The organism is Bacillus sp. LQ01 (assembly GCF_057624735.1).
In genome coordinates this window covers 1,194,839-1,217,837 of the sequence record NZ_JBYEZL010000002.1, presented here as the reverse complement: position 1 = coordinate 1,217,837, position 22,999 = coordinate 1,194,839, and the positions used below count along the sequence as shown (strand labels likewise).

Sequence of the window (22,999 nt, the reverse complement as noted above, 5' to 3'; positions counted from 1 at the left end):
ATCTATCCCGCCTTTTTACTCTTTCAATCGAATAATACGTTGATTGGAGCTTCCGCGAAATGGAAGTGTTAAATCTTTTTTCTCAATTTCAAACCTTCCATCGACTAAAACATCCCCATAATGTAACAACTCTATCATATCATTATTTTGAGAACTCTGTATCTCTTCTAACGTATAACCTGTATACATCCATAGGTTTTTTTTCAAATCTTTCACGATTTTTGCTACCTTTTTCACTTCAGCAGCTTGAAAAAATGGATCTCCACCTGAAAATGTTACATCAGTTAATGGATTACTTGCAATCTCTTTCACAATTTCTTCTACTGTCATTTCCGTTCCATTGCAAATATTCCACGATTTCGGATTATGGCAACCAACGCAACGATGCGGACAGCCCGCAAAAAACACGACTGTCCGCAATCCTTCTCCATCTACTACACTATCATGAATAATATTCATCACTTTCATTTATGTTTCACCCGATCTATCTCTTCACTACGTTTCGCACTATTCCACTTCGACATATCTCCTACAAGATAGCCTGTTATACGGCGAATTCTTTCTATATTAGCCTCATCTTTATTCCCGCAACTTGGACATTCATTCCCAATAACCCCGTGATAACTACAGCACTTACAACGGTCAACAGGATGATTAATTGAACCGTATCCAACGCCATGTTCTGCCATGGCTTGTACAATTTGTTTTAATGCCTTTTTGTTATGCATTGCTGCTCCATCTAGTTCAATATAAGTAATGTGTCCTCCATTACAGAGAGCGTGGAACGGGCCTTCTAAACGGATTTTATTTATCGCTTGAATGTTATAATAAACTGGAATATGGAATGAATTCGTATAGTAATTATGGTTCGTTATACCGTTAATTTCACCAAATTCTTCTCTATCTTTTTTCACAAACTTCCCTGATAATCCTTCTGCTGGAGTTGCAATTACTGAGAAATTCAGTTGATGTTCTTCTGTCGCTTTATCCATTCTATCTCTCATAAAGGAAATAATTTCATACCCAAGTTTCCATGATTCTCCATCTTCCCCATGATGCTTTCCTGTTAAAGCTACTAAACATTCCGCAAGACCGATAAAACCAATACTTAACGTCCCTTGTTTTAAAATCGAGGCTACGGAGTCTTCAGGCTGCAACGTTTCTCCACCACGCCATACACCTTGTGAATATAAAAACTGAAAATCTCTTGCTCGCTTCGTACATTGATACGCATATCTTTCTAATAGCTGCTTAATTCCTAAATCTAAATAATAGTTTAGCGCTTCAAAAAACGCTTCTTTTGAACCACTAATTAACGCTAATTTCACTAAATTAATAGACGTAAATGATAAATTCCCTCTACCAATCGCTGTTTCTTCTCCATGTATATTAGACATAACACGGGTACGACATCCCATGTAACATACTTCACTTTCTGGTCTTCCATCATAATGTACTGCATTAAACGGAGCATCTAAAAATGAAAAGTTAGGGAATAATCGTTCAGCCGTTGTCTCTAATGCTAATTCAAATAAATCGTAGTTCGGATCACTTTCTTCAAAATTCACACCTTTTTTCATCTTGAAAATTTGAATCGGAAAAATCGGTGTCTCTCCTTTACCAAGTCCAGCTTGTGTCGCTTTTAAAAGTTGTTTAATTAACATTCTTCCTTCTTTTGATGTATCTGTTCCGTAATTAATAGAAATAAACGGTACTTGCCCTCCGCCCCTACTATGCATACTATTCGAATTATGAACGAAAGCCTCACACGCTTGATACGTATCATTTTCCGTTTCTTTCCATGCGAATTCTTCTATTTGTTCTTTCGTAAGCGGATATGATTGTAATCGTTTTTTATGTCTCTCAATTGTTTTTCGTACATAAGGTGCTAAATCAATATCAAAGAGTGCAAACGATTGACCACCATGCTGCATATTTTGATTCGCTTGAAAAATAATAGACGAAAGAGCCAATGCACTTTTAATGTCTTGCGGTTGTCTCATATGTCCATGTCCAGTATGAAAACCGTTAGCAAGCATTTGCGCTAACGGAATTTGTGAACAAGTCGTCGTTCCTGTTGCATAAAAATCTAAATCATGTGGATATAATATATTTTCATTTATCGCTTTTTTCACTTGATCTGACAATAAATTCTCAACAGCATAATATTTTGCACTCTCAGATGCGAACGTTCCCATTACGCCCATTGGAGAGCGGCCGTCTACATTTGCATTTTCTTGCATCAAATCTTGTTCATTGCCGTGGACTATTGTCTCAAACACTTTCATTAATTCTTCTTCTCCACGTGTATTATTTTGTAACATTTATAACCCTCCACCAATATGTTGTTATCTTTTGATTAAAATGTTACTACATATAGTCTTACTGTTTCTGTGAGAAATGTAACATTACTGTGAAATTTTTTTCACGAAATAATGAATTTTTCATTTACAAAAAAGAAATGTGCTCTTTACAAATGTATGGTACAATATACGGGAAAAACTCTTTTTACCCTTTATCAACACATTTGAATAAAGGAGACTGAACTTATGGTTACTACATATCTTTTATTTATCGTTGCCTACTTACTTGGCTCGATTCCATTTGCACTAGTTGTTGGAAAAATCGGCTACGGAATCGATATTCGTGAGCACGGGAGCGGTAATCTAGGCGGAACAAACACATTCCGCACATTAGGGAAAAAAGCAGGTTTTACCGTTACAATTGCTGACATTTTAAAAGGGACATTAGCAACAAGTCTACCAATGATTTTCGGATTAGATATTCATCCACTATGGTTCGGGTTAGCGGCTGTTCTTGGACATGTCTATCCAATCTTCGCAAAATTCCGCGGTGGTAAAGCAGTTGCAACTTCTGCTGGGGTGCTATTATGCTATTCACCAGTTGTTTTTGCAATATTGGCTGTTGTATTTTTCACCCTTTTATTTACAACAAGATACGTATCACTTTCTTCTATGGTAACAGCAGTTGTTGCTGTTATTGCATCCATTGTTAGCGGGGATAAAATCTTCATTATTGCGATGTGTTTATTAGCAGGTATGGTTATTTATAAACACCGTGCAAATATCGGACGAATTATAAATAAAACTGAACCAAAAGCAAACTTTTCAAAAAAGCAAAAATAAGATCGTAACCCACATAACGCAAAAAGAAAACGTGAAGCATATTAATAGCGTCTTTTTGCGTTATTTTTTATACTAAAGAAAAAGCAACATAATTTGGAGGAACTATACATGAATCTTTCCGTAACAAAAGAAGCAGCACAATGGTATAAAAATGAATTAAACTTACAATCAAATGAAACACTACGCTTTTTCGTACAATACGGTGGTTGCAGTACTGTGCAAAAAGGACTTTCTTTAGGGATTCGTAAAGATGATCCTGCACATCCTGCTGTTCAAATTCAAGAAGAAGGTATTAACTTCTTTATTGAAGGCGATGATGAATGGTTCTTCGATGGACATAATTTATCTGTTACACTTAACGAAGGTGACGACTTCCCACAATTTAATTATGAAAAATAAAAAAACGTGGCTTCTGCCACGCTTTTTTATTTTTTCTTAATTTCCTCATATTTCGCATACCACTCAGGATATAACTTTTTAAATGATACAGGGCGGAACCCTTCTTTTTTCGCACAAATATTCGTCGTACTTGCAGTAATACAAAGTTCACCATCACCATTATATATTTCATATCCATATACAACGCGAAGTGGGCTCACAGTATCTACCCATGTTTTTACGATTGCTTTTTCTCCGTAACGCATCGCTTTACGGTATGAAATTTGTAAATCTAACACAGGAGAAATAATTCCTTCTTTCTCCATTTCAACATATGAAAAACCTAAATCTTGTATAAGTTTCGTGCGACCTAACTCAAGCCACACTAAGTAGTTTGAATGGTAAACAACACCCATTTGATCTGTTTCCGCATAACGGATTTCAACTTCATGTTCTGCTACAAACATATGTATATTCGCCTTCTTTCACTTCTGCTACCTTGCATACATTTAATCATAATACAGTGACATCAAAAATAAAATAAAAATAGTGAATCTTTTCCCGAAAGGAGCAAGCATATGATTCAAATTGTAACGGTTCGTAGCGGTGATAGCGTATATAGCTTGGCATCAAAATATGGATCAACACCTGACGAAATAGTAAAAGACAATGGACTAAATCCCGCTGAAACGCTCGTTGTTGGTCAGGCACTTATCGTTAATACGAAAGGAAATAATTATTATGTACAGCCTGGTGACAGCCTCTATCGGATTTCTCAAACATATAATGTCCCCCTCGCTAGTTTAGCTAAAGTTAATAATTTATCTTTAAAATCTATTCTCCATGTCGGACAACAATTATATGTACCAAAAGGCACAAAACGAGCTGTAGAATCCATCGCTTATTTACAACCTTCCACTATACCGATTAAAGAGAGTTTAGTTAATGCTACACGTGCCATCAATCCATTTTTAACATATTTAGCTTATTTTAGTTTTGAGGCAAAAAGAGATGGCACATTAAAAGAACCTACTGAAACAGCTAAAATTGCTAATATTGCAACGCAAGGGCAAACAATCCCTATGCTCGTTATTACAAATATTGAAAATGGTAATTTCAGTGCAGATCTAACATCGGTTATTTTACGCGACGCAACGATTCAAAACAAATTTATTACTAACATTTTGCAAACAGCTGAAAAATATGGCATGCGAGACATTCATTTCGATTTCGAGAGTGTAGCACCCGAAGACCGCGAGGCCTATAATCGCTTTTTACGAAATGTAAAAACACGCTTACCTAGCGGGTACACATTAAGCACAACTCTCGTACCGAAAACAAGTTCAAATCAAAAGGGAAAATTTTTCGAAGCCCATGATTATAAAGCGCAAGGGCAAATTGTTGATTTCGTCGTCATTATGACATATGACTGGGGTTGGCAGGGCGGGCCACCAATGGCAATCTCTCCTATTGGTCCTGTAAAAGAAGTACTTCAATACGCAAAATCTCAAATGCCTCCCCAAAAAATTATGATGGGGCAAAACTTATACGGATTCGATTGGAAACTTCCGTTCAAACAAGGGAATCCACCAGCAAAAGCAGTTAGCTCTGTCGCAGCTGTTGCACTTGCTCGTAAATATAATGTTCCTATCCGCTATGATTTCACAGCTCAAGCTCCACATTTTAATTACTTTGACGAAAATGGCGTACAACATGAAGTTTGGTTTGAAGATGCGAGGTCTATTCAAAGTAAATTCAATTTAATGAAAGAGCAGGGCATTGGCGGTATTAGTTATTGGAAGATTGGCTTGCCATTTCCACAAAATTGGCGTTTACTTGTTGAAAACTTTACGATTACGAAAAAGGGCTGACAAAAGTCAGCCCTTTTTGTACATTTTGTTAAGATTCATCTTTGATTTCACTTTTTAATGAGTCAATACTTTCTAAACGTCTTTGATTTTTTGCTTCAATAGCAGCACGATCTTTTTCATTAGAAAGTTCCGCTGTTTCTTTTGCTTCATTAAAGTTATCAACTGTATTTTGCACCATTTCTTGTAACTTTTCAGCGTTGTCACTTCGATTATCTGGATTTGGCATGTACTTCCCTCCTAATATTGTATATACACACCATCTTAAATTACCTATCTTTCCTCAAATTTATACATAAAAAAGGAGAATGTAATATTCTCCTTTTCTTTAACCATTATCAACAATCGGTTGTTTACCTGTTTGATCTTGCATTTGCTTTCCTTTATTTCCACCAGCTTTTTTTGATTGTGTTCCAATATGATTCGGTGCAAAGTCTTTTGAATTTTTTTTCGGATTACCCATTACTATCGCCTCCTTAACACTAGTATCGTACTAGTGTTAAGAATTATTCAGCTTGCTTAAAAAGTTTCATTTCATAACGTTTTTCAATGCGCTCTTCAATGCGATCAATTGCCTCACGATCGCTTAATAATTGTTGTTTATTTTCATTTACAAGTTCTTCAAACGATTTACGGCGACTTCTTCTCATGTTGTTCACCCTCTCTCCTTCGCTTTCTTATTACATAGTATGAGCAAACAAAAAACTCTTTAATCAGATTTGCAAGAAAATTTTATGTTTTAGTACTCCTAAAAAAACTCCGTGTACAATATATTGCACACGGAGTTTTTTATACCATAATATTTAAATACTCTTTCAACTTTTCATCTGCATTCATTTCATTTTCTTTATAATCATGAAGCGCCTGTAATACAAAATCATACCGCTCTAAAATATAACTTTCTAATTTCATAACATCCTCTAAGCTATTAAGCATAATTCTCGTATTACCAACTTCACTTTTTAACGCCGGTTCACATTTTAAACTTGTACATATTTCTTTCACATCTTCTTCTAATATCTCTGTTAATACATATTTCTTTCGCCCTTTTACCTTTAATCTCATAACTGGATAAAAAGCTTTTATATCTAAATAACTTCCTACGTTCATACAACGTAGCCATTCTACATTACGTTTATTACATGCAAGTATTTCTTTCACCGCTTCATATACCGCAGTTTCATCAAGCATAGCCTTATTTACTTTTCGTTTCCCTTCTTCTTCAATAGCTGCACACTTTTGATAAACAGCAGCACACGTAATGCAATCGTCAAATGCATTATGAGAGCTTAAACGAATTCCAAGCATTCGTTTTAACGTTTCAAGTTTATGATTAGGCGCATGCTTCATGTATTTCTTTGCTAAAAATACAGTATCAATTACTTTATTTTTAGGTTCAGGCAACCCAAGCATATTTACATTACTTTTCAAAAAGCGCATATCAAAAGAAGCATTATGGGCCACAATAACATTTGTATGTAAAAATGCTAAAAATAAAGGTAACACTTCTTCAATCGTCGGTGCATCTGAAACGCGATAATTAGTAATACCTGTTAAACTCGTTATTCGGTCCGGAATTGGCCGCTCTGGATTCACGTATGAAACAAATTGATCTACTAATTCATGATTACGATATTTCACTGCTGCAACTTGAATAATTTTATCATTATAAGGGTTAAATCCTGTTGTTTCAAAATCAATTACAACATAATCTAACGGTAAGGATACATTCCCCACTCCATACACTCCTTTATCTCTAAACGGTTATATTTCTTACATCATATCATGAAGTGATTACTACTTGAAAAAGAAAAGGCAGAAATGGGAACTCTCCATCTCTACCTTTTCACCATTATTTTAATTTAGCAACTCTTTTCTCCATCTCTTTTTGTGTCATCGGCCCAATAAACTTATCTTGAATGACACCTTTTGTATCTATAAAATACGAAGTTGGAATCGTAATTACTTTATAAGCTGTTGTCACATCAATGTTCTTGTCCAATAAAATAGGAAAAGTAATTCCTTTTTCTTTAGCAAAATTGCTTACCTTCTCTTCCCCCCCACCTTTTTCTGAAGGCGTATAATTGACCGCTAAAATTTCTACGTTCTCTTTATGTTCTTTATAGAAAGCCTCCATATCAGGCATTTCTTGCTGACATGGTCCACACCACGTAGCCCAAAAGTTTAAAATTACTTTCTTTCCTTTTAAATCCGATAACTTTACATTTGTCCCATCTAACTTCGTTAATGTAAAGTCCGGTGCACTCTTCCCTATCTCAATACCATTCCTTGCGATAATCTCTTTCATCGCAGCTTCACTTTTTTCTTGCTTCACTTTTACCGCCTGCTCTTTATGACCAAACTGTTCATAAGCTGCATATCCCGCTAAACAAAGTAACACTACAATAATCGTAAGCTTTCGCCACATTTTATATCACCCTAACGTATTATCTTCTTTTAACACATTCATCAAAATACTATATACCTTATTTTAGCTTATACGGACAAGCTTGGAAATATTCACATTCTAAATAATCAGAATTTTTATAACTAAGATGAAATATTTACCTTTTAATCATATAATTAGAAATACATAGAACATTTTACAATGAAAGGAGCTCTCATGAATTTATTTAAAAAAATACTTCTATATATTCTTAGTTTTATATTTTCCCCAATCGGAATTATCACATGGATTATCTCACTATTTAGTAAAGATCCTGAAAAAAAACAAGTTGGACATATTTGTCTCTATATCGCATTAATCTCATTTATCCTTTTGGCAGGCCTCGGCATTATTACTTTTTTCACGATGACTACCATTACTACTATAGAATAGCTATAGAAAGGATGATTGTTTTGGGAGAACACCCTATCACCAAAGAGCTACGCTATATACGAATATGCTTAGTTATTTTAATAATCGTTCTTTTATTTTTCAACAGTGAAAAAGTCGTTGAAATTTCTACAAATCATGATTCCATAGAAAATGTTCCCACCAGTAATATGACACAAATCGCGGAAAATACATTCGCTATTCAAGAATATAATCCATTACTAAGTAGCGAACATACAATTAAGATTTTCAAATATAATCCAGATACAAATCAACTTACTCTCGTCAAAGAAGTTAATTCTAGTGATTCGAATTCTTATACTTATCAACTTAATGAGACCGAATAAAGTGAAACTTTAATCAGCCCTCACCAATCGGGCTGCCCGGCAAATAGCGGAATAAAGATAAGAGCATTACATATCTCTTATCTTTTTGTTTGCAACTCTTTGTACAATGAGTTGCAATTTAATAATTCTCTAGGATTCCCACATTCCACAATAGTCCCATTCTTTATGACAACAACACAATCTGCTATCATCGCTCTCTCTACATCATGTGTTGCCACAATTCTCGTTACATCTCTTCCTATCCCTTCAATCATATTCCAAACCAGTTCTTGATTGCCCGGATCTAACCCAGCCGTCGGTTCATCTAAAATAATAAGAGTTGGATTTGATACAATCGCGCGCAATAATGCAAGACGTTTTCTTTCGCCTCCCGAAAACTCTTCACCGCTTTTATGTAGCACAGTTTGACTCCCTTCAGGTAACCCTCTAATAATCGGCGTTGCATTTATAAGTTCACTATTTTTTTCTAACTGATTTTCTAAACCCTCTTCCCCGAAATACATATTCTCTGTTACCGTCGTTCGGAAAAAACGTGGTTCTTGCCACACTGTAGTCATACGAGCTTCATTACCATAATAAGCAATGCTACCGTTAGATGGTTTATACAAGCCCGTTATTAACTTTAAAAGCGTTGTTTTTCCTGCACCGCTTTCTCCCACAATCATAACGAGTTCACCAGGACGAATTTGCAAATCAATATTATGAATTCTGCATTTCTCTTCGTCATTCTCCTGAAATGAAACATTTGTTATCCTGATCCCCATCGCTCTTTCTACATTGCTATCTGCTGCTCGTTTATTTAAAAAGCAAAAAGCTCTATTTGCCGAAGCGACTGCAACTTGTGTCATTATTAATAAATCGCCCACATAACGGACAGGGAAAAAGAGCATCTCAATTGTCGCTAACACTGCAATGAGTGAACCAACTTCTATTTCTCCCCTCATTATTTTTTGTGCACCTATAATGAGAACAACAATATATGCTCCTGTTTCAATCACCGTTCCAACTACTCCAATGCAATGTTGCATCATCGTCTTCTTTACTTCTGATTTATACGATTGTGCCGTTACTTCTTTAAATAAGCGAATTGCCCATTTTTCTTTTTGTAAACTCCGCAAATCTTGTATCCCCTTTACAAACTGTGACACCATCTCTACAACACTTGAGTGATTTTTTTGAGAAACGCTTGCAATATCTCTTACCTTTTCTCCCATCAGTATTGGAACAATTGTACTTAAAAATAAAAACGGAGTTACCCACAATATAAACTGTATATCTATATGTTGTAGTGCTATGAAAGCTCCAATAAATTGGGCAATAGCGTGTATATATTCTATTAATATAGAGCCATATAATCTGACCCAGTTCGGAATATCAGACACGACCAAAGTTTCTAACTCTCCTTGCTTAATCTTCTCACTCTCTTCAAACGGTAATGAGAAATAGTGACGCAATAATTCTATACGTTTCGTTTGTAATATACGTTGACTCGCTTTTGAACTTATATAATCAAATAAAAGATTGTTCGCCCACATTAAAAAGTGACTACCCGCAAACAAAGCTATATATACATACGCACCTTTTAGCTCCCTTTGAATAAGATTGTCTACAATTAATCCCATGAAAATTGGGCGAGATAAATTTAAAATGGCAGCAATTATCCCACTACATACAGCTGCTATTACTAATATTTTTTCTTTCTGTAACGGTAACAGAATTCTTTTATATTCTTTCATGACGTTTCCTCCATTTTTCGTAGTAAAAAAGAAAGGGATGAAACCATATGGTTTCATCCCTTTCCATAAAATAAGGAAGCTAACTATTGTTAGCTTCCTTATTATTCATTTCAATTATTTAGTTCGACACTTTAGACTCTTCAATTTTCTCACGAAGAACCATTTGCAGAATACCACCGTGACGGTAGTAGTCAATTTCTACTTCACTATCGAAACGAGCTACTACTTCAAATTGTTTTTCATTGCCATCTGCATCAGTTGCAACTACTTTCACAAGATCGCGTGGTCTAACTGTTTTGTCGATTTGAATTTCAAATGACTCGTTACCAACAAGACCTAACGTTTCAGCACTTTCGCCATCTTTAAATTGAAGTGGTAGTACACCCATTAACACTAAGTTACTGCGGTGAATACGCTCAAAGCTTTCTGCAATTACTGCTTTAATACCTAGTAAGTTTGTTCCTTTCGCAGCCCAGTCACGAGAACTTCCCATACCGTAATCTTTACCAGCAACAACTAGAAGGCCTGTGCCATCTTCTTTATATTTCATAGCAGCATCATAGATAGACGTTACTTCACCTGTTGGCCAATATGTTGTATATCCGCCTTCTGTTCCTGGTGCGATTTGGTTTTTAATACGGATGTTCGCGAATGTACCACGCATCATAACTTCATGGTTACCACGACGAGAACCGTAAGAATTGAAGTCAACTGGTTGTACGCCGTTTTCTAATAAGTAGCGTCCAGCTGGTGTATGCTTACCGATTGAACCTGCTGGTGAAATGTGGTCTGTCGTTACAGAGTCACCAAATTTACCAACTACGCGTAGGCCTGATAATGTTTCAACTTCACCTGGCTCTTTAGATAATCCTTCAAAGAATGGTGGGTTTTGAATGTATGTTGAATCATTATCCCAAGTATATAACGCTTCATTTGAAGTTTGGATTTCATTCCAACGCTCATTGCTGTTAAATACTTGTGCATATTCTTTCTTGAACAGTTCAGATGTAACAACACTTTGAACTACATCTTCAATTTCTTTAGCTGATGGCCAAATATCGTTGAAGTAAACAGCATTGCCATTTGCATCTTTACCGATTTCATCATTTTTCAGGTCAATATCAACAGTACCTGCAAGTGCATATGCCACAACTAGTGGTGGTGATGCTAAGTAGTTTGCTTTTACAAGTGGGTGGATACGCCCTTCAAAGTTACGGTTACCAGATAAAACAGATGTTACTAATAAGTCGTTTGCTGCGATTGCTTCTTCTAATTCTGGCGCTAATGGACCAGAGTTACCGATACAAGTCGTACAACCGTAACCAACTGTTTGGAAACCTAATTGATCTAAATATGTTGTTAAACCAGACTTATCTAAGTACTCAGTAACAACTTTAGATCCTGGTGCTAATGATGTTTTTACATACTCAGGTACTACAAGTCCTTTTTCAATTGCTTTCTTCGCAACTAGACCTGCTCCAATTAATACGTATGGGTTTGATGTATTTGTACAGCTTGTAATTGCAGCGATTGCAATTGCACCTGTTTTCATCGTTACTTCTTTATCTTCTAATGTAACCTTCACTTCTTTATCGAACTCTTGCTCATTAAATCCAAGTCCTTGTGTTCCAACTGGTGCTAAAACAGCTTTGTGGAACGCATCTTTCATATCTGAAAGTGGAATTAAATCTTGTGGGCGTTTCGGTCCAGAAAGGTTAGATTCGATTGTATTTAAATCAATTTCTACAAGATCAGTGTAGATTGGATCTTTACTGTCTGCTGTATAGAATAAACCGTTCGCTTTACAGTATTCTTCAACAACGCGAATTTGTTCTTCATCTCTACCTGTTAAACGTAAGTATTCTAATGAAATATCATCGATTGGGAAGAATCCACAAGTTGCGCCGTATTCTGGTGCCATATTTGAAATTGTTGCACGGTCAGCTAAAGGCATGCTCTTTAGTCCATTACCGAAGAACTCAACGAATTTACCAACTACACCTTTTTGACGTAATACTTGCGTTACTTTTAAGGCAACGTCAGTTGCTGTAGTACCACTTGGAAGTGTACCTGTTAATTTCACACCGATTACTTCAGGTACTGGGAAGTATGAAGGCTGTCCAAGCATTCCTGCTTCTGCTTCAATACCACCAACACCCCATCCAAGAACGCCGATACCATTAATCATTGTTGTATGTGAGTCTGTTCCAACTAATGAATCTGGGTATGCAACTAAGTCACCTTCAGCATTTTTCACAGCATGAACAACTGGTGCTAAATATTCAAGGTTTACTTGGTGTACAATACCTGTAGCTGGTGGAACTGCACGATAGTTATCAAATGATTTTTGTGCCCAGCTTAAAAATTTATAACGTTCTTCATTACGTTTAAACTCTAAGTCCATGTTGAATGCAAGCGCGTCTGCCGTACCCGCTCTATCAACCTGTACAGAGTGATCAATTACAAGGTCTACAGTAATTTCTGGATTGATTTTATCAGGATCTCCACCCATGTCTGCCATTGCTTTACGAAGCGAAGCCAAATCAACAACAGCTGGTACACCAGTGAAATCTTGTAAAATTACACGAGATGGTTTAAATGGAACATCGATATCTTGCACATCTTTCGTTCCCCATTTCGCTAAATTTGTAACATGCTCTTCTGTAATTACACGTCCGTCTACTTGACGAAGTACTGATTCAAGTAAAACTTTCACGGAATATGGTAATTGAGATACGTTGCCAACCCCTGCATTTTCAAGCGCTTTCAAATCATAATAATGATACGTTTTTCCATCTACTTCAAAAGTTGCACGTGATTGAAATGGATTATGTTTGACCATTATGTTTCCCCCCTGTTAAACGTGACTAAGTTGTCTGAATATAAAATGTAGACAAACTTTTCAATACCTTACGATAATATCTTATTACAACTTTCTAAATAAGTAAATAATAAGAAACTTATAGATTATCATAAGTTTTCTTTATGTTTCTAAATTTGAATAGTGTTCATGCTCCTTATGAATACTATTACCATAAAGTAAAGTGCTCTATTAGCGCTTTACTTATAGTTCATACACACTATGAACTGCTCATCATTCAACATACAAAAAAATGTTATAGAGGTGAAATAAAATGGGTAAAAGAAAAGCAAATCATACTATTTCAGGAATGAATGCAGCATCCGCACAAGGACAAGGTACTGGTTATAACGAAGAGTTTGCAAATGAAAACTTAACTCCTGCAGAAAGACAAAATAATAAGAAACGCAAAAAGAACCAGTAACGAAAAATCCCAAAAGGAACATTCACCTTTTGGGATTTTTTCTAATGTTTATAACGTAACAATTCTGAAACCGTTACAAATCGATAGCCTTGTTTTTTTAGCTCAGGTAAAATTTTTGCTAGTGCTGCTACCGTTTGACTACGATCATTTCCTCCATCATGTAACAATACAATATCGCCACTTTTAGCATTTTTCACTACATGATTTACGATAGATTCCACCCCTGGATTTGCCCAATCACGTGGGTCTTGATGCCACGACCATAGAACGGTTTGATAACCTGCTTCTTTTGCTGTTTTAAATACAGCATCGTTAATATATCCACCAGGAGGACGGAATAGCAACGGTTCTTTCACCCATTTTTCGAAAAATTTCTTTCCATCCAAAATATCTTTTTTTAATTTTTCATCTGATGAACTATTTGCATATAAATGATTCATCGTATGATTTCCAATCTCATGTCCCTCTTTTAACACTTGTTTCACTAAATATGGATTGCGCTGAACTCGAAATCCAATCATAAAAAATGTCGCTTCAGCCTTATATTGACGTAATAAATGTAAAACTTGTGGTGTATACGTTGGATCTGGTCCATCATCAAATGTAATGGCAATAATTTTTTCATTATTAGGTACTTCCCACGTTACATAGCCAGTTGGTTCTAGCTCTTTTCTGAGCAACATTTTCGCTTCCACTTTTTCAACTTGAAATATATGTACTGCGCATAATAAAGAAAAAACGAATAGAAAAATTTTCTGTTTTCGCATAATGTTCATTAAAGTAAGAGGTTGTCAAATACACAACAACCTAATTTACTTTTCTAATTGATCTACATTTCGCATTATATTTTGGAGATTATTTTCATATTGCTCAAGTTGTGGACGTTGTGTTTCTGAAGCTACCTCTAGTGCATTTTGAATTTGTTCATATGCTTCCTGAACCTCTTGGCGTAATTCTTTTAAATCATGACCGTAGTTTGGATCATTTTTCACAATGTTGTTAAATGCATTTTCTGCTTGTGTAACGCCTTGCTGCGCTGCTTGAAACGCTTGTTGTTTATCTTTATGATATGGCATTATATAATCCCCTTTCTGTAATAGTTAGTCCCAATTATCTTTACCTTTTTTTCTAAAAACATTCTCGTATAAATTTGCAAACTTCTCTCATTCTAAAAAGGAAGAGGAGGTGTCACATACAATGGGAAAAAACAATCGTGAAGCGAAAGAAAAAAAAGGACAACCTGAACCATTAAGCGGATCTCATAAAGTAAAAAACCGTAACCATTCACGCCAAAAACATCATGCGCATCATGATATGTAAAACAAAAAGTGCACACTAGCTATCTTTTCCACATACAATGTTTATATTTTTCCATTTATTCTTCACCCCTAATTCATTCATGCATAACATAGTATGAATTGAGATTTTACGGAGGGTGTCTTACATGGGCAAGAAAAAGAAGGATTGTCTTTTTCATGTTGATGGTTTCGAAGAATGGATGGATCAGTTTTGTTCTGACTCTTGTAGTAACTTTAGTTTCCCAAATCAAATTCATATTGACCTTTGCGAAACTGAACAAGAATACATTTTGGAAACAGATGTACCAAATGCCAATGAACAAAATGTAGTCATTAAAAAGATGGAGACAGGCCTAACCATTTGCATACTTCATAAAAACATTTCTTTGCAGCGAACTATCCCTTTACCCGCTAATGTTATTTATAAGAAGATGCTAGCCTGCTTAGAGAATGGTTTTTTGGCCATTCATATTTCCAAAAATGAAGTTGCTGATAAACATGAAAAGAAAGTTCTTTTTTCAAATTAAGAGTTAATATAATACAAACATAAGCCCCAGTTGGTACTGGGGCTTATGTTATTTCGCATGCATTTCTATATTAGAATTTCTATCATATCTTTTTTTCAATAAACCTTTTGTAACTACAAGCACAGGAAATGCCACAGTTGAGAATATAGCTAATGCTGAAAATACTGCAAACCCATTTTGGTACCCGTAGTAATCGAGAAGTACTCCTCCAAACCACGGACCTATTACTGCTCCAATTCCCGAAAAGCCCATCGCACCGAAGTATGTTCCTTTTAGATACGCAACAGCAATATCATCAATAAATACATCCGTCATCGAAAACATTAAGACTTCTCCAATTGTAAAAATAATTGTACAAACGGCAGCACCTAGCATGGATTCTACTATTCCAAAGCCAAATAATCCCCCACTCACAAATAAAGCCCCCACCATAATTGATGTTAACGGTGTATACTTTTTACAAATTTGAATAACAGGGTATTGAATAATCACTACAACAATCGCATTTAAAGCGAGCATATATGAGAATAGCTTCACTCCATCCTCAAATATATGTGCATTTGCAAAATATTGAGATACTGTCGTCGTCAAATGTGAAAAACCACAATTACTCAAAATAATACCGACTAAAGCAACTAAAAATACTATATCTTTTCGTAATATACGCATTGCATTTAGCATTGTAACAGGTTTTTCTGTACTTACTTTCTTTTTTTCCATTGGATACTTCTTAAATTGGAACGCTAATATAGCTGTATATAGAATATATACCCCAGCTGCTACTAAAAAAGGAATTGTTGATTTTGCACTTCCAATCTGTAATCCAACAATTGGTCCAATTGCAACTCCAACATTTATTGCACCGTATCGTAAGTTATAGACGAGTAACCGATACTCAGGCTTTGTTAAATCTGATAATAATGCTCTTGATGTTGGCTCAAAAAACGACCTACATAATCCATTTAAAGCGTTTAATAAAAAGAAACTTAAAACATGATCCGCAAGTGAAAAACCTATAAACACAAAAATCCAAACGATCATGGACCAGAGCATAATCGTTTTCCGGCCAAATCGATCTGATAAATTCCCTCCGATAAAACTAGCAAAAACACCAACAAGTGCACTCGTTCCAATAATAGCACCAGTCATTCCAGCTGATACACCTTTAACAGTCGTTAAATAAATCGCTAAAAAAGGAATACTCATTGACGTGGCGAACCTCGCAAATAAAGTCCCTATTATAATTGTCATTCCTAACGGATGAATATTTTGCAACTTCCCCTTCATCTTAAAAACCTACTCTCCCTGTTCTTACATAAAAAAAGAAAGCAAAGGATCTGCTTTCTTTTCCTTTTCTATACTTGAGCTGTTGATACTCGAGCTGTTCTTGTGATATCCATATCTATGCCATATGTAAACTGTAATTCTTTACAAACATCTTTAATTAATATTGCAACATTATACTTCTCATTAAATTGTAAAACGATGTTCTCCACTTCTTCATATGTATACTTATATTCGCCTGTAATGACACTTTTTAGATCAAAGCATTCGTTAATACAAAGTTGTACAAGTAGCTGGTCATATTTCTCTATTACATCTTCTTTCTTCCAAAGTAACTCTTTTACATATAACCGATCAAACTTCACACTTTCTCGATTACAATCCGTTAAAATCCGGGTCATTTCATTTAATTCTCGATACAATTCAGAAATATTTTTGCTTAAACTAAGCAGTTTATCTACGCCATTTTCATATAACATATTCATTCCACCCCCGCATTTTCTTCTTATTATAGCAAGAAAATTCTAAAAATAGTTTCTTTCTTCTGAAATATTAGGAAACTAATTTCAATTGCTTTACAATGAAACTAGTTAATGCGAGAGGAGAAAGAAAATTGGAGCACAAATTATATTACACTGACGCTTATAAGCAAGACTTTACTACTAAAATTATAAAGCAAGATTATGATAAAAACGGTAACTTATACGTTGTTTTGAATGAAACAGCATTTTATCCGACAGGTGGCGGACAACCATATGATACTGGTACATTAAATGATATCAATGTAATCAATGTAGAAGAGATAAACGGAGAAATTCGTCACTACATCGCAGAACAATTACATACAGAAGACGTAGAAGGTAAAATTAATTGGGAGCGCCGTTTTGATCATATGCAGCAACATGCGGCTCAGCACATTTTATCTGCTGCTTTTTGGGACCATTTTAACATACCTACGATTGGATTCCATCTTGGTAAAGAAACGGTAACAATCGATTTAGAAACAGAAAATCTGCATACAGAAACAGTTGAAAAAGCAGTACAAATTGCAAACAAAATTGTTTTTGAAAACCATCCAATCCGTATAGAGTGGATGAACTTAGAAGAAGCGAAAACATTACCTCTTCGTAAAGAACCGAATATGACAGAAAATATACGCGTTGTTATTATCGAAAATTACGACTACAACGGCTGTGGTGGAACCCATCCGAAACGCACTGGTGAAGTTGGTCTTATTCAAGTACTAGGATGGGAGCGCAATAAAGGTGGTATACGCTTAACCTTTATCGCTGGTTGGCGTACACTTAAATTAATGGGGCAACAGCAACAAATTATGAAAGATGTTTCCAAACAATTAAACAGTAGCGAAACTGATATCCCAGCAAAAGTGGCACAGCTTCTTACCTCTCAAAAGGAAAACGAAAAAACAATACAAACAATGAATGAAAAATTATTATTTGCAGAGGCAAATGAATTACTGCAACAGCCCACCGAAATACATGCTGGGTTACTTATTTCTAAAGCATTTACAGATCGTTCTATGCAAGAAGTTGCAAAAATATCAGCTATCATTACAGAACAACAAGAGCATGCAATTACGTATTTCGTTATTGAAAATGATGACAAACTACAATGTATTCTCGCTTGCGGAAAAACAGTAACGCTCGATATGAATGCTCTTTTAAAAGATGCTCTTCCTGCAATTGAAGGAAAAGGTGGCGGAAATAAAAAGAGTGCACGCGGCGGCGGAAAAGCGGTTATGAACGGGGACGAGTTTTTAAATCAGCTTGTTTCTTCTTTACAGTCAGCAGTGTAAAACATGTTTATGAAGGATAGCTAACGGCTATCCTTCAACTATATTTACAGGCCTATATGTTGTTTCAACCCATGATAACTCCCTGAATTTGCAAAACCGCCACTTATAAGATTGATAAAAGTTTCCGAAAAACCATAATAACTTAATTCGTTAATCGGTACCATTTGCACATCATGAATCGGATTATGATCGAACTCGTTAGAAGATAGTGTAATTTCACCTTCAATCCTTTCAAGCAGAAACGTAATATGTAACAAAGATGGACTAGCATCTGGTTTATCACAAACATAGAGTAGCTTCTTAATTTTAACTTCTAATCCTGTTTCTTCTCTCATTTCTCGAATCATCGCTTCTTCTAACGTTTCACCATTCTCTACCCTTCCTCCAGGTAAAGACCAATCGCGATTAGCCACTTTTTGCTTTACTAGCAATACTTTTTCATCTTCAATTAAAATTCCCGTAACACGAACTTGCATTATATTTTCTATATATAACCTCCTCTTCCCATTATATTTACACATTAATCCTTCCATAAAAAGAACGTATGTTTTATAATTAAAGAAAATTATGGAAGAAAGTAGTTGTTACATTCATGCGACCATCTTTAACAAAAACTATATCTCTTACAGATTTCCAAAATTATTATTGGTTAAAAGCAGAACTGCAAACATTTTGTCGCGAGCATGGTCTGCCAGCTAGTGGCTCTAAGATCGAAATAACCGAGCGTATCTCACATTATTTAACTACGGGGAAAGTCTTAAAAAACAGCTCTGTGCAAAAAGTGAGCAAAGCTCCCCTCTCTTATAAAGACCTTTCTCTTCAAACGATTATTACTAAAAATCACCGCTGTAGCGAAGAGGTTCGTGCTTTTTTCAAAGAAAAAATCGGAACAAACTTCCGCTTTACAGTAGCTCTTCAAAAATTTTTCAAAGAGAATGTTGGAAAAACATATGAAGACGCGGTAGCTTTTTGGCATGAAGAAAACGAACGAAAAAAAGACCCTACATACAAAACAACTATCGGTGCACAATTTGAATACAATCGCTTTACTCGTGACTTTTTCAAAGATCCAAATAATAAAGGAAAAGCAAAAGCTGATGCGATTGCTGCTTGGAACGAAATGAAAGCGAAGCCTGGCAGCAATGTTTATGTTCCTCAAAAAGTAGAAAACTAGTTACCTCACTAGTCTTCTACTTTCTCAAATAATAGCGCAATCCCTATCCCGCCTCCAATTCCTAATGTAGCAATTCCATATTTCATAGACTCTCTTTGAGCCTGATAAAACAAACGTGTTACAAGCATAGCTCCAGATGCACCGTACGGATGACCGAGCGCAATTGCCCCACCATTTACATTTAATTTTTCATACGGAATTTGTAACTCTTTTGCGCAAGCAACAACTTTTGAGGCGAATGCTTCATTTATTTCAAAATAATCGATGTCCTCTACTTTTACATTCATTTCGTTTAATAATCTGTTCACCGCAAATATCGGACCAGTCCCTGGAAGATTGGGATCCACTCCCACTACAGTACTACGAACGAAACGAAGGACAGGTTTATAACCTAACTTTAGGGCTTGTCCCTCTTCCATTACAAGAACAGCACATGCCCCATCATTTACACCACATGAATTACCTGCCGTCACTGTTCCATTTTGTAAAAATGCGGGCTTTGTTCTTTTAATGATTCGTTCATAATTCATTTCTGGCTTTATAGATTCATCTAATAATCCATTAAAAGAAAATATTTCATCATGTATATATCCTTTTTCTAACGCTTGCAGTGTCCGCTTATAACTAAGACAAGCGTACTCGTCTTGCATTTCTCTCGTTATGTTATAACGCTCCGCAACATATTCAGCTGCTACTCCCATGTCAGGATCACCAATTGTTTCAGGTGAAAATCTTGCTCTTTTTTGAAAAGGTGACGTACTTGTACTCTCTACTCCTCCGGCGATATAGCAATTACCTGCCTCGCCTTGAATGAGATGACACGCAGTTCGAATTGCTTCTAAACCAGCACCACATTGCCGATCAATCGTTACACCAGGAATATGATAGCCAAGTCCTGCCTCTAAAGCAGATAATCTTGCAACATTCCCTCCTGGCCCAACAACATTTCCTAATATAACATCGTCTATCTCTCTCTTAATTCCTTTACTTAAAAACGTAAGAAGCGGCGTTGCTAATTGCTGAACTTCATACTCTTTTAATATCCCATCCTTCTTACCGATAGGTGTTCTTTTCGCCTCTACAATAACTGCCTTATTCATATGTTTTCTCCCGGTTTTCAATCATACTTTTTGCTTCCATACGAGCGATTTTCCCACTATTTGTATAAGGTATTCCATCTACAAAATGCCATTCTTTCGGTATTTTAAACGAGGATAATCGTTGTAAGCAAAAACTCTTTAATTGTTGTTTCGTAGCACTTCCTTTTACGATCGCGACTGGCTTTTCACCCCAGTAACTATCTTTCACACCAATTACAACTATTTCATCAACAGCTGGGTGTTCATGTAATACACTTTCTATTTCTTCTGGATAAATATTGATTCCTCCAAATAAAATCATATTCTTCTCTCTACCAACAATATATATAAAGCCTTCTTCATCTTCATAGCCTACATCTCGCACTGTCATCCAGCCATCTGCATTCAACTCCCGTGTTAAAACCCCATCTATTATGTATCCCATAAAAAACTGATCACTTTCCACATAAACAGTTCCTATCTCGCCTTTTTGTACTTCTTCGCCTGCTTCATTACATATTCAAACTTGCACATTGTGACAAGGTTTTCCTACTGAATTTGGCCTTCTTTCGCTTTCTGCATCGACTAGTGCTGTTACAAAACTTAACTCTGATGCACCATAAAATTCATATCTTTTCGCATAAGGAAATATATTCTTTATTTTTTCTTTCGCTTCAGCTTCCCATTTCGCTCCTGATGAAATAATTTTCATTTTATTTTCTATTAATCTATTTTCTTTATATAAAGATTCAAGCATTGTCGGAACTGTATACATAACCGATATATTTTCAGTTTCTAACTTATCTAATACTTGATTCGGAATGAACTTTCTCATAATGTGCACCGTTTGTCCTACATATAATGCACTTATTGCCCCGTATAAGAAAAGAGAATGAACGAGCGTCCCAGCTATTAAAATTGAATCCTCCATTTTCATATGAAAGTCATGTACATTACAATCAAAACTATGAACCCACGATTGCTGTGCACGTAAAAATGCTTTTGCTTTTCCAGTTGATCCTGATGTAAATCCCATATAAAAGGGAGCATTTCGTAAACTTTCTACAGTGGAATGTGTAGGAAGATATTTCTCTATCATTCTTTTCCACTCATCAATTTCAATTACTCTTCCTTCTTCATCAGGTAGATCATTTACCTTATATCGTTCTGTCACAATCATATCCAGATTACTGATCTCAATTCTTTCTCTGAGCTCATCTTGTTTCCACTTTATATCTAACGGAACACAAACCCACCCGGCCATAGCGGCACCAGCGAATAGTTGTAAAAACTCTATACGATTTTCTAATAGGATTGCTATTGTTTTATTCTTTGATTCTGTTGCGTGCAACCAGTTTGCTACTTTACAAACTGATTCGAACCACTCTTTATATGTTAAAACTCTATCATTTTCCTTTATCGCTATTTTATTTGGTTGTAAAGAGGCATGCTTTTTGTATTCTTTTGTAATACCCATATGAGACGTCCTTTCTTTACAAAAATAATAAAAAGAAACACGGAATTAACGTGTTTCTTCCCTTTATCATCCCGCATTTGTATATTTTCCATTCTTTAAAGCGGGCGTAATAATATGTTTCAATGAACGATGTAATTTTGTTACGAGAATCGCCGCGATAATTGCTTTTATACAATCCCCTGGTAAAAACACAGCACTCACTTTCATTGTCTCCCATACAGAAACATCCATTAAAAACGCTTGTACAGTAATACCAAATACATAAACTACGAAAATACCACCAATTATATTAATACATAATACTTTTATAATAGAAACTTCACGTAAACGCTCAATTAAATAACCAATAACAAACGCTCCAATGATGTAACCAAGTAAATATCCTGCACTTGGCCCAACAAATACACCAAGGCCACCGCGTCCACCAGCAAGTAATGGTGCTCCAACTCCTACAATAAGTAAGAAAATAAGCTGACTTAATGCACCAAGGCGTGACCCTAACAATCCACCCGCAAGCATAACACCGAGTGATTGCAATGTAATCGGAACTGGTGTAATAGAAAGAGCAATCGGAGGTATTAACCCTAACACTCCCATAATAGAACTAAATAAAGCGACGAAAACTAATTTTTTTGTATGCATATTTTCTTCTCCTGTTTGTAAACTTAAAAGTGGTTTTAGATAACATATCACGAAAATTATATTATCTTTCCACCCTTCTTTTGTCAACTTTTATTTCATTTAAGTTT

At 35.6% G+C, this 22,999-nt stretch carries 27 protein-coding genes and 1 pseudogene; 10 read left to right on the top strand and 18 right to left on the bottom strand.

Annotated features, from left to right (window positions below):
• Positions 1-15 precede the first annotated feature (15 nt).
• On the bottom strand, positions 16-468 hold the full coding sequence (gene nrdG, locus AC22L0_RS18775) for an anaerobic ribonucleoside-triphosphate reductase activating protein (protein WP_000867078.1): 453 nt from the start codon (positions 466-468) through the stop codon (positions 16-18).
• Entirely contained in the window at positions 465-2,324 is a 1,860-nt protein-coding gene (locus AC22L0_RS18770) for an anaerobic ribonucleoside triphosphate reductase (protein WP_000940073.1), read from the bottom strand. Before AC22L0_RS18770 ends, nrdG begins: the two co-directional genes overlap by 4 nt.
• 225 nt (positions 2,325-2,549) lie before the next feature.
• Here AC22L0_RS18770 and plsY point away from each other — a divergent pair, with 225 nt between their 5' ends.
• Complete coding sequence (plsY, locus tag AC22L0_RS18765; RefSeq protein WP_000258974.1) at positions 2,550-3,146, top strand: glycerol-3-phosphate 1-O-acyltransferase PlsY; 597 nt, start codon at positions 2,550-2,552, stop codon at positions 3,144-3,146.
• Between the two features lie 108 nt (positions 3,147-3,254).
• A complete protein-coding gene (locus AC22L0_RS18760) occupies positions 3,255-3,545 on the top strand; it encodes a HesB/YadR/YfhF family protein (protein WP_001054453.1) in 291 nt (96 codons plus the stop codon).
• 26 nt (positions 3,546-3,571) lie between these two features.
• On the opposite strand, the gene AC22L0_RS18755 is transcribed toward AC22L0_RS18760, so the two are convergent.
• On the bottom strand, positions 3,572-3,991 hold the full coding sequence (locus tag AC22L0_RS18755) for an acyl-CoA thioesterase (RefSeq protein WP_000495812.1): 420 nt from the start codon (positions 3,989-3,991) through the stop codon (positions 3,572-3,574).
• 111 nt (positions 3,992-4,102) lie between these two features.
• On the opposite strand from AC22L0_RS18755, the gene AC22L0_RS18750 reads away from it, so the two are divergent.
• Positions 4,103-5,395 (top strand): glycoside hydrolase family 18 protein, encoded by a 1,293-nt coding sequence (locus AC22L0_RS18750; RefSeq protein WP_000614862.1) that lies wholly within the window; start codon positions 4,103-4,105, stop codon positions 5,393-5,395.
• A 28-nt stretch (positions 5,396-5,423) separates the two neighbouring features.
• On the opposite strand, the gene tlp is transcribed toward AC22L0_RS18750, so the two are convergent.
• The 5 genes from tlp to AC22L0_RS18725 all read right to left on the bottom strand — a co-directional run bounded on the left by tlp (position 5,424) and on the right by AC22L0_RS18725 (position 7,820).
• On the bottom strand, positions 5,424-5,621 hold the full coding sequence (tlp, locus tag AC22L0_RS18745; RefSeq protein ID WP_001133511.1) for a small acid-soluble spore protein Tlp: 198 nt from the start codon (positions 5,619-5,621) through the stop codon (positions 5,424-5,426).
• Between the two features lie 99 nt (positions 5,622-5,720).
• Positions 5,721-5,855, bottom strand: a complete 135-nt coding sequence (gene sspN, locus AC22L0_RS18740; RefSeq protein WP_000527987.1) for an acid-soluble spore protein SspN — start codon at positions 5,853-5,855, stop codon at positions 5,721-5,723.
• 43 nt (positions 5,856-5,898) lie between these two features.
• Positions 5,899-6,042 (bottom strand): FbpB family small basic protein, encoded by a 144-nt coding sequence (locus AC22L0_RS18735; RefSeq protein WP_001254703.1) that lies wholly within the window; start codon positions 6,040-6,042, stop codon positions 5,899-5,901.
• A 139-nt stretch (positions 6,043-6,181) separates the two neighbouring features.
• Positions 6,182-7,129, bottom strand: coding sequence for a 3'-5' exonuclease (locus tag AC22L0_RS18730; protein ID WP_087967715.1), 948 nt, complete (start codon positions 7,127-7,129; stop codon positions 6,182-6,184).
• A gap of 115 nt (positions 7,130-7,244) precedes the next feature.
• A complete protein-coding gene (locus AC22L0_RS18725) occupies positions 7,245-7,820 on the bottom strand; it encodes a redoxin domain-containing protein (RefSeq protein WP_000269054.1) in 576 nt (191 codons plus the stop codon).
• Positions 7,821-8,015: 195 nt separating this feature from the next.
• Here AC22L0_RS18725 and AC22L0_RS18720 point away from each other — a divergent pair, with 195 nt between their 5' ends.
• On the top strand, positions 8,016-8,231 hold the full coding sequence (locus AC22L0_RS18720; RefSeq protein ID WP_001048152.1) for a hypothetical protein: 216 nt from the start codon (positions 8,016-8,018) through the stop codon (positions 8,229-8,231).
• Positions 8,232-8,242: 11 nt separating this feature from the next.
• Complete coding sequence (locus AC22L0_RS18715; RefSeq protein ID WP_082769912.1) at positions 8,243-8,575, top strand: YmzC family protein; 333 nt, start codon at positions 8,243-8,245, stop codon at positions 8,573-8,575.
• A gap of 77 nt (positions 8,576-8,652) precedes the next feature.
• On the opposite strand, the gene AC22L0_RS18710 is transcribed toward AC22L0_RS18715, so the two are convergent.
• Positions 8,653-10,311 carry an ABC transporter ATP-binding protein gene (locus tag AC22L0_RS18710; RefSeq protein ID WP_000666360.1) on the bottom strand — a complete coding sequence of 553 codons (1,659 nt, stop codon included), beginning with the start codon at positions 10,309-10,311 and terminating at the stop codon, positions 8,653-8,655.
• A 118-nt stretch (positions 10,312-10,429) separates the two neighbouring features.
• Positions 10,430-13,153 carry an aconitate hydratase AcnA gene (acnA, locus tag AC22L0_RS18705; RefSeq protein WP_000238558.1) on the bottom strand — a complete coding sequence of 908 codons (2,724 nt, stop codon included), beginning with the start codon at positions 13,151-13,153 and terminating at the stop codon, positions 10,430-10,432.
• A 292-nt stretch (positions 13,154-13,445) separates the two neighbouring features.
• On the opposite strand from acnA, the gene sspO reads away from it, so the two are divergent.
• Positions 13,446-13,595 carry a small acid-soluble spore protein SspO gene (sspO, locus tag AC22L0_RS18700; protein ID WP_000518055.1) on the top strand — a complete coding sequence of 50 codons (150 nt, stop codon included), beginning with the start codon at positions 13,446-13,448 and terminating at the stop codon, positions 13,593-13,595.
• A 41-nt stretch (positions 13,596-13,636) separates the two neighbouring features.
• Here sspO and pdaB read toward each other — a convergent pair whose 3' ends face one another.
• Positions 13,637-14,362 carry a polysaccharide deacetylase family sporulation protein PdaB gene (gene pdaB / locus AC22L0_RS18695; RefSeq protein WP_003284976.1) on the bottom strand — a complete coding sequence of 242 codons (726 nt, stop codon included), beginning with the start codon at positions 14,360-14,362 and terminating at the stop codon, positions 13,637-13,639.
• A gap of 45 nt (positions 14,363-14,407) precedes the next feature.
• Complete coding sequence (locus AC22L0_RS18690) at positions 14,408-14,671, bottom strand: hypothetical protein (protein ID WP_001146295.1); 264 nt, start codon at positions 14,669-14,671, stop codon at positions 14,408-14,410.
• A gap of 121 nt (positions 14,672-14,792) precedes the next feature.
• Here AC22L0_RS18690 and AC22L0_RS18685 point away from each other — a divergent pair, with 121 nt between their 5' ends.
• On the top strand, positions 14,793-14,915 hold the full coding sequence (locus tag AC22L0_RS18685) for a small acid-soluble spore protein P (RefSeq protein WP_000517649.1): 123 nt from the start codon (positions 14,793-14,795) through the stop codon (positions 14,913-14,915).
• A 124-nt stretch (positions 14,916-15,039) separates the two neighbouring features.
• Positions 15,040-15,420, top strand: a complete 381-nt coding sequence (locus AC22L0_RS18680) for an Hsp20/alpha crystallin family protein (RefSeq protein ID WP_000516731.1) — start codon at positions 15,040-15,042, stop codon at positions 15,418-15,420.
• Positions 15,421-15,468: 48 nt separating this feature from the next.
• Here AC22L0_RS18680 and AC22L0_RS18675 read toward each other — a convergent pair whose 3' ends face one another.
• Positions 15,469-16,707: an MDR family MFS transporter gene (locus AC22L0_RS18675; protein ID WP_000676821.1), complete on the bottom strand. Its 1,239-nt coding sequence runs from the start codon at positions 16,705-16,707 to the stop codon at positions 15,469-15,471.
• Between the two features lie 68 nt (positions 16,708-16,775).
• Positions 16,776-17,183, bottom strand: coding sequence for a hypothetical protein (locus tag AC22L0_RS18670; RefSeq protein WP_000965133.1), 408 nt, complete (start codon positions 17,181-17,183; stop codon positions 16,776-16,778).
• 134 nt (positions 17,184-17,317) lie between these two features.
• On the opposite strand from AC22L0_RS18670, the gene AC22L0_RS18665 reads away from it, so the two are divergent.
• Positions 17,318-18,520, top strand: coding sequence for an alanyl-tRNA editing protein (locus AC22L0_RS18665; protein ID WP_162280419.1), 1,203 nt, complete (start codon positions 17,318-17,320; stop codon positions 18,518-18,520).
• A gap of 44 nt (positions 18,521-18,564) precedes the next feature.
• On the opposite strand, the gene AC22L0_RS18660 is transcribed toward AC22L0_RS18665, so the two are convergent.
• A complete protein-coding gene (locus tag AC22L0_RS18660) occupies positions 18,565-19,053 on the bottom strand; it encodes an NUDIX domain-containing protein (RefSeq protein ID WP_140160752.1) in 489 nt (162 codons plus the stop codon).
• A gap of 59 nt (positions 19,054-19,112) precedes the next feature.
• Between AC22L0_RS18660 and AC22L0_RS18655 the strand changes: the two genes are divergently transcribed.
• Positions 19,113-19,694 (top strand): DUF6434 domain-containing protein, encoded by a 582-nt coding sequence (locus tag AC22L0_RS18655; protein WP_087967711.1) that lies wholly within the window; start codon positions 19,113-19,115, stop codon positions 19,692-19,694.
• An 8-nt stretch (positions 19,695-19,702) separates the two neighbouring features.
• Here AC22L0_RS18655 and AC22L0_RS18650 read toward each other — a convergent pair whose 3' ends face one another.
• From AC22L0_RS18650 to AC22L0_RS18640, 3 genes and pseudogenes are all read right to left on the bottom strand, one after another.
• Complete coding sequence (locus AC22L0_RS18650) at positions 19,703-20,794, bottom strand: acetyl-CoA C-acyltransferase (RefSeq protein ID WP_087967710.1); 1,092 nt, start codon at positions 20,792-20,794, stop codon at positions 19,703-19,705.
• Positions 20,787-22,250 (bottom strand): annotated as a pseudogene (locus AC22L0_RS18645) (acyl-CoA synthetase). The gene AC22L0_RS18650 and the pseudogene AC22L0_RS18645 overlap by 8 nt, the downstream one beginning before the upstream one ends.
• 66 nt (positions 22,251-22,316) lie before the next feature.
• Positions 22,317-22,892: a biotin transporter BioY gene (locus AC22L0_RS18640; protein WP_000556954.1), complete on the bottom strand. Its 576-nt coding sequence runs from the start codon at positions 22,890-22,892 to the stop codon at positions 22,317-22,319.
• Positions 22,893-22,999: the final 107 nt, after the last annotated feature.

Excerpts from the sequence above, each read along its gene's own strand:
- AC22L0_RS18670 (WP_000965133.1), bottom strand. The coding sequence starts at position 17,183 with ATGTTATATGAAAATGGCGTAGATAAACTGCTTAGTTTAAGCAAAAAT.
- AC22L0_RS18660 (WP_140160752.1), bottom strand. The coding sequence starts at position 19,053 with ATGGAAGGATTAATGTGTAAATATAATGGGAAGAGGAGGTTATATATA.
- AC22L0_RS18680 (WP_000516731.1), top strand. The coding sequence starts at position 15,040 with ATGGGCAAGAAAAAGAAGGATTGTCTTTTTCATGTTGATGGTTTCGAA.
- tlp (WP_001133511.1), bottom strand. The coding sequence starts at position 5,621 with ATGCCAAATCCAGATAATCGAAGTGACAACGCTGAAAAGTTACAAGAA.
- acnA (WP_000238558.1), bottom strand. The coding sequence starts at position 13,153 with ATGGTCAAACATAATCCATTTCAATCACGTGCAACTTTTGAAGTAGAT.
- sspO (WP_000518055.1), top strand. The coding sequence starts at position 13,446 with ATGGGTAAAAGAAAAGCAAATCATACTATTTCAGGAATGAATGCAGCA.
- AC22L0_RS18750 (WP_000614862.1), top strand. The coding sequence starts at position 4,103 with ATGATTCAAATTGTAACGGTTCGTAGCGGTGATAGCGTATATAGCTTG.
- AC22L0_RS18760 (WP_001054453.1), top strand. The coding sequence starts at position 3,255 with ATGAATCTTTCCGTAACAAAAGAAGCAGCACAATGGTATAAAAATGAA.
- sspN (WP_000527987.1), bottom strand. The coding sequence starts at position 5,855 with ATGGGTAATCCGAAAAAAAATTCAAAAGACTTTGCACCGAATCATATT.
- AC22L0_RS18725 (WP_000269054.1), bottom strand. The coding sequence starts at position 7,820 with ATGTGGCGAAAGCTTACGATTATTGTAGTGTTACTTTGTTTAGCGGGA.
- pdaB (WP_003284976.1), bottom strand. The coding sequence starts at position 14,362 with ATGCGAAAACAGAAAATTTTTCTATTCGTTTTTTCTTTATTATGCGCA.
- nrdG (WP_000867078.1), bottom strand. The coding sequence starts at position 468 with ATGAAAGTGATGAATATTATTCATGATAGTGTAGTAGATGGAGAAGGA.
- AC22L0_RS18720 (WP_001048152.1), top strand. The coding sequence starts at position 8,016 with ATGAATTTATTTAAAAAAATACTTCTATATATTCTTAGTTTTATATTT.
- AC22L0_RS18715 (WP_082769912.1), top strand. The coding sequence starts at position 8,243 with ATGATTGTTTTGGGAGAACACCCTATCACCAAAGAGCTACGCTATATA.
- AC22L0_RS18735 (WP_001254703.1), bottom strand. The coding sequence starts at position 6,042 with ATGAGAAGAAGTCGCCGTAAATCGTTTGAAGAACTTGTAAATGAAAAT.
- AC22L0_RS18655 (WP_087967711.1), top strand. The coding sequence starts at position 19,113 with ATGCGACCATCTTTAACAAAAACTATATCTCTTACAGATTTCCAAAAT.
- AC22L0_RS18675 (WP_000676821.1), bottom strand. The coding sequence starts at position 16,707 with ATGAAGGGGAAGTTGCAAAATATTCATCCGTTAGGAATGACAATTATA.
- AC22L0_RS18755 (WP_000495812.1), bottom strand. The coding sequence starts at position 3,991 with ATGTTTGTAGCAGAACATGAAGTTGAAATCCGTTATGCGGAAACAGAT.
- AC22L0_RS18640 (WP_000556954.1), bottom strand. The coding sequence starts at position 22,892 with ATGCATACAAAAAAATTAGTTTTCGTCGCTTTATTTAGTTCTATTATG.
- AC22L0_RS18650 (WP_087967710.1), bottom strand. The coding sequence starts at position 20,794 with ATGAATAAGGCAGTTATTGTAGAGGCGAAAAGAACACCTATCGGTAAG.
- AC22L0_RS18690 (WP_001146295.1), bottom strand. The coding sequence starts at position 14,671 with ATGCCATATCATAAAGATAAACAACAAGCGTTTCAAGCAGCGCAGCAA.
- AC22L0_RS18710 (WP_000666360.1), bottom strand. The coding sequence starts at position 10,311 with ATGAAAGAATATAAAAGAATTCTGTTACCGTTACAGAAAGAAAAAATA.
- plsY (WP_000258974.1), top strand. The coding sequence starts at position 2,550 with ATGGTTACTACATATCTTTTATTTATCGTTGCCTACTTACTTGGCTCG.
- AC22L0_RS18770 (WP_000940073.1), bottom strand. The coding sequence starts at position 2,324 with ATGTTACAAAATAATACACGTGGAGAAGAAGAATTAATGAAAGTGTTT.
- AC22L0_RS18685 (WP_000517649.1), top strand. The coding sequence starts at position 14,793 with ATGGGAAAAAACAATCGTGAAGCGAAAGAAAAAAAAGGACAACCTGAA.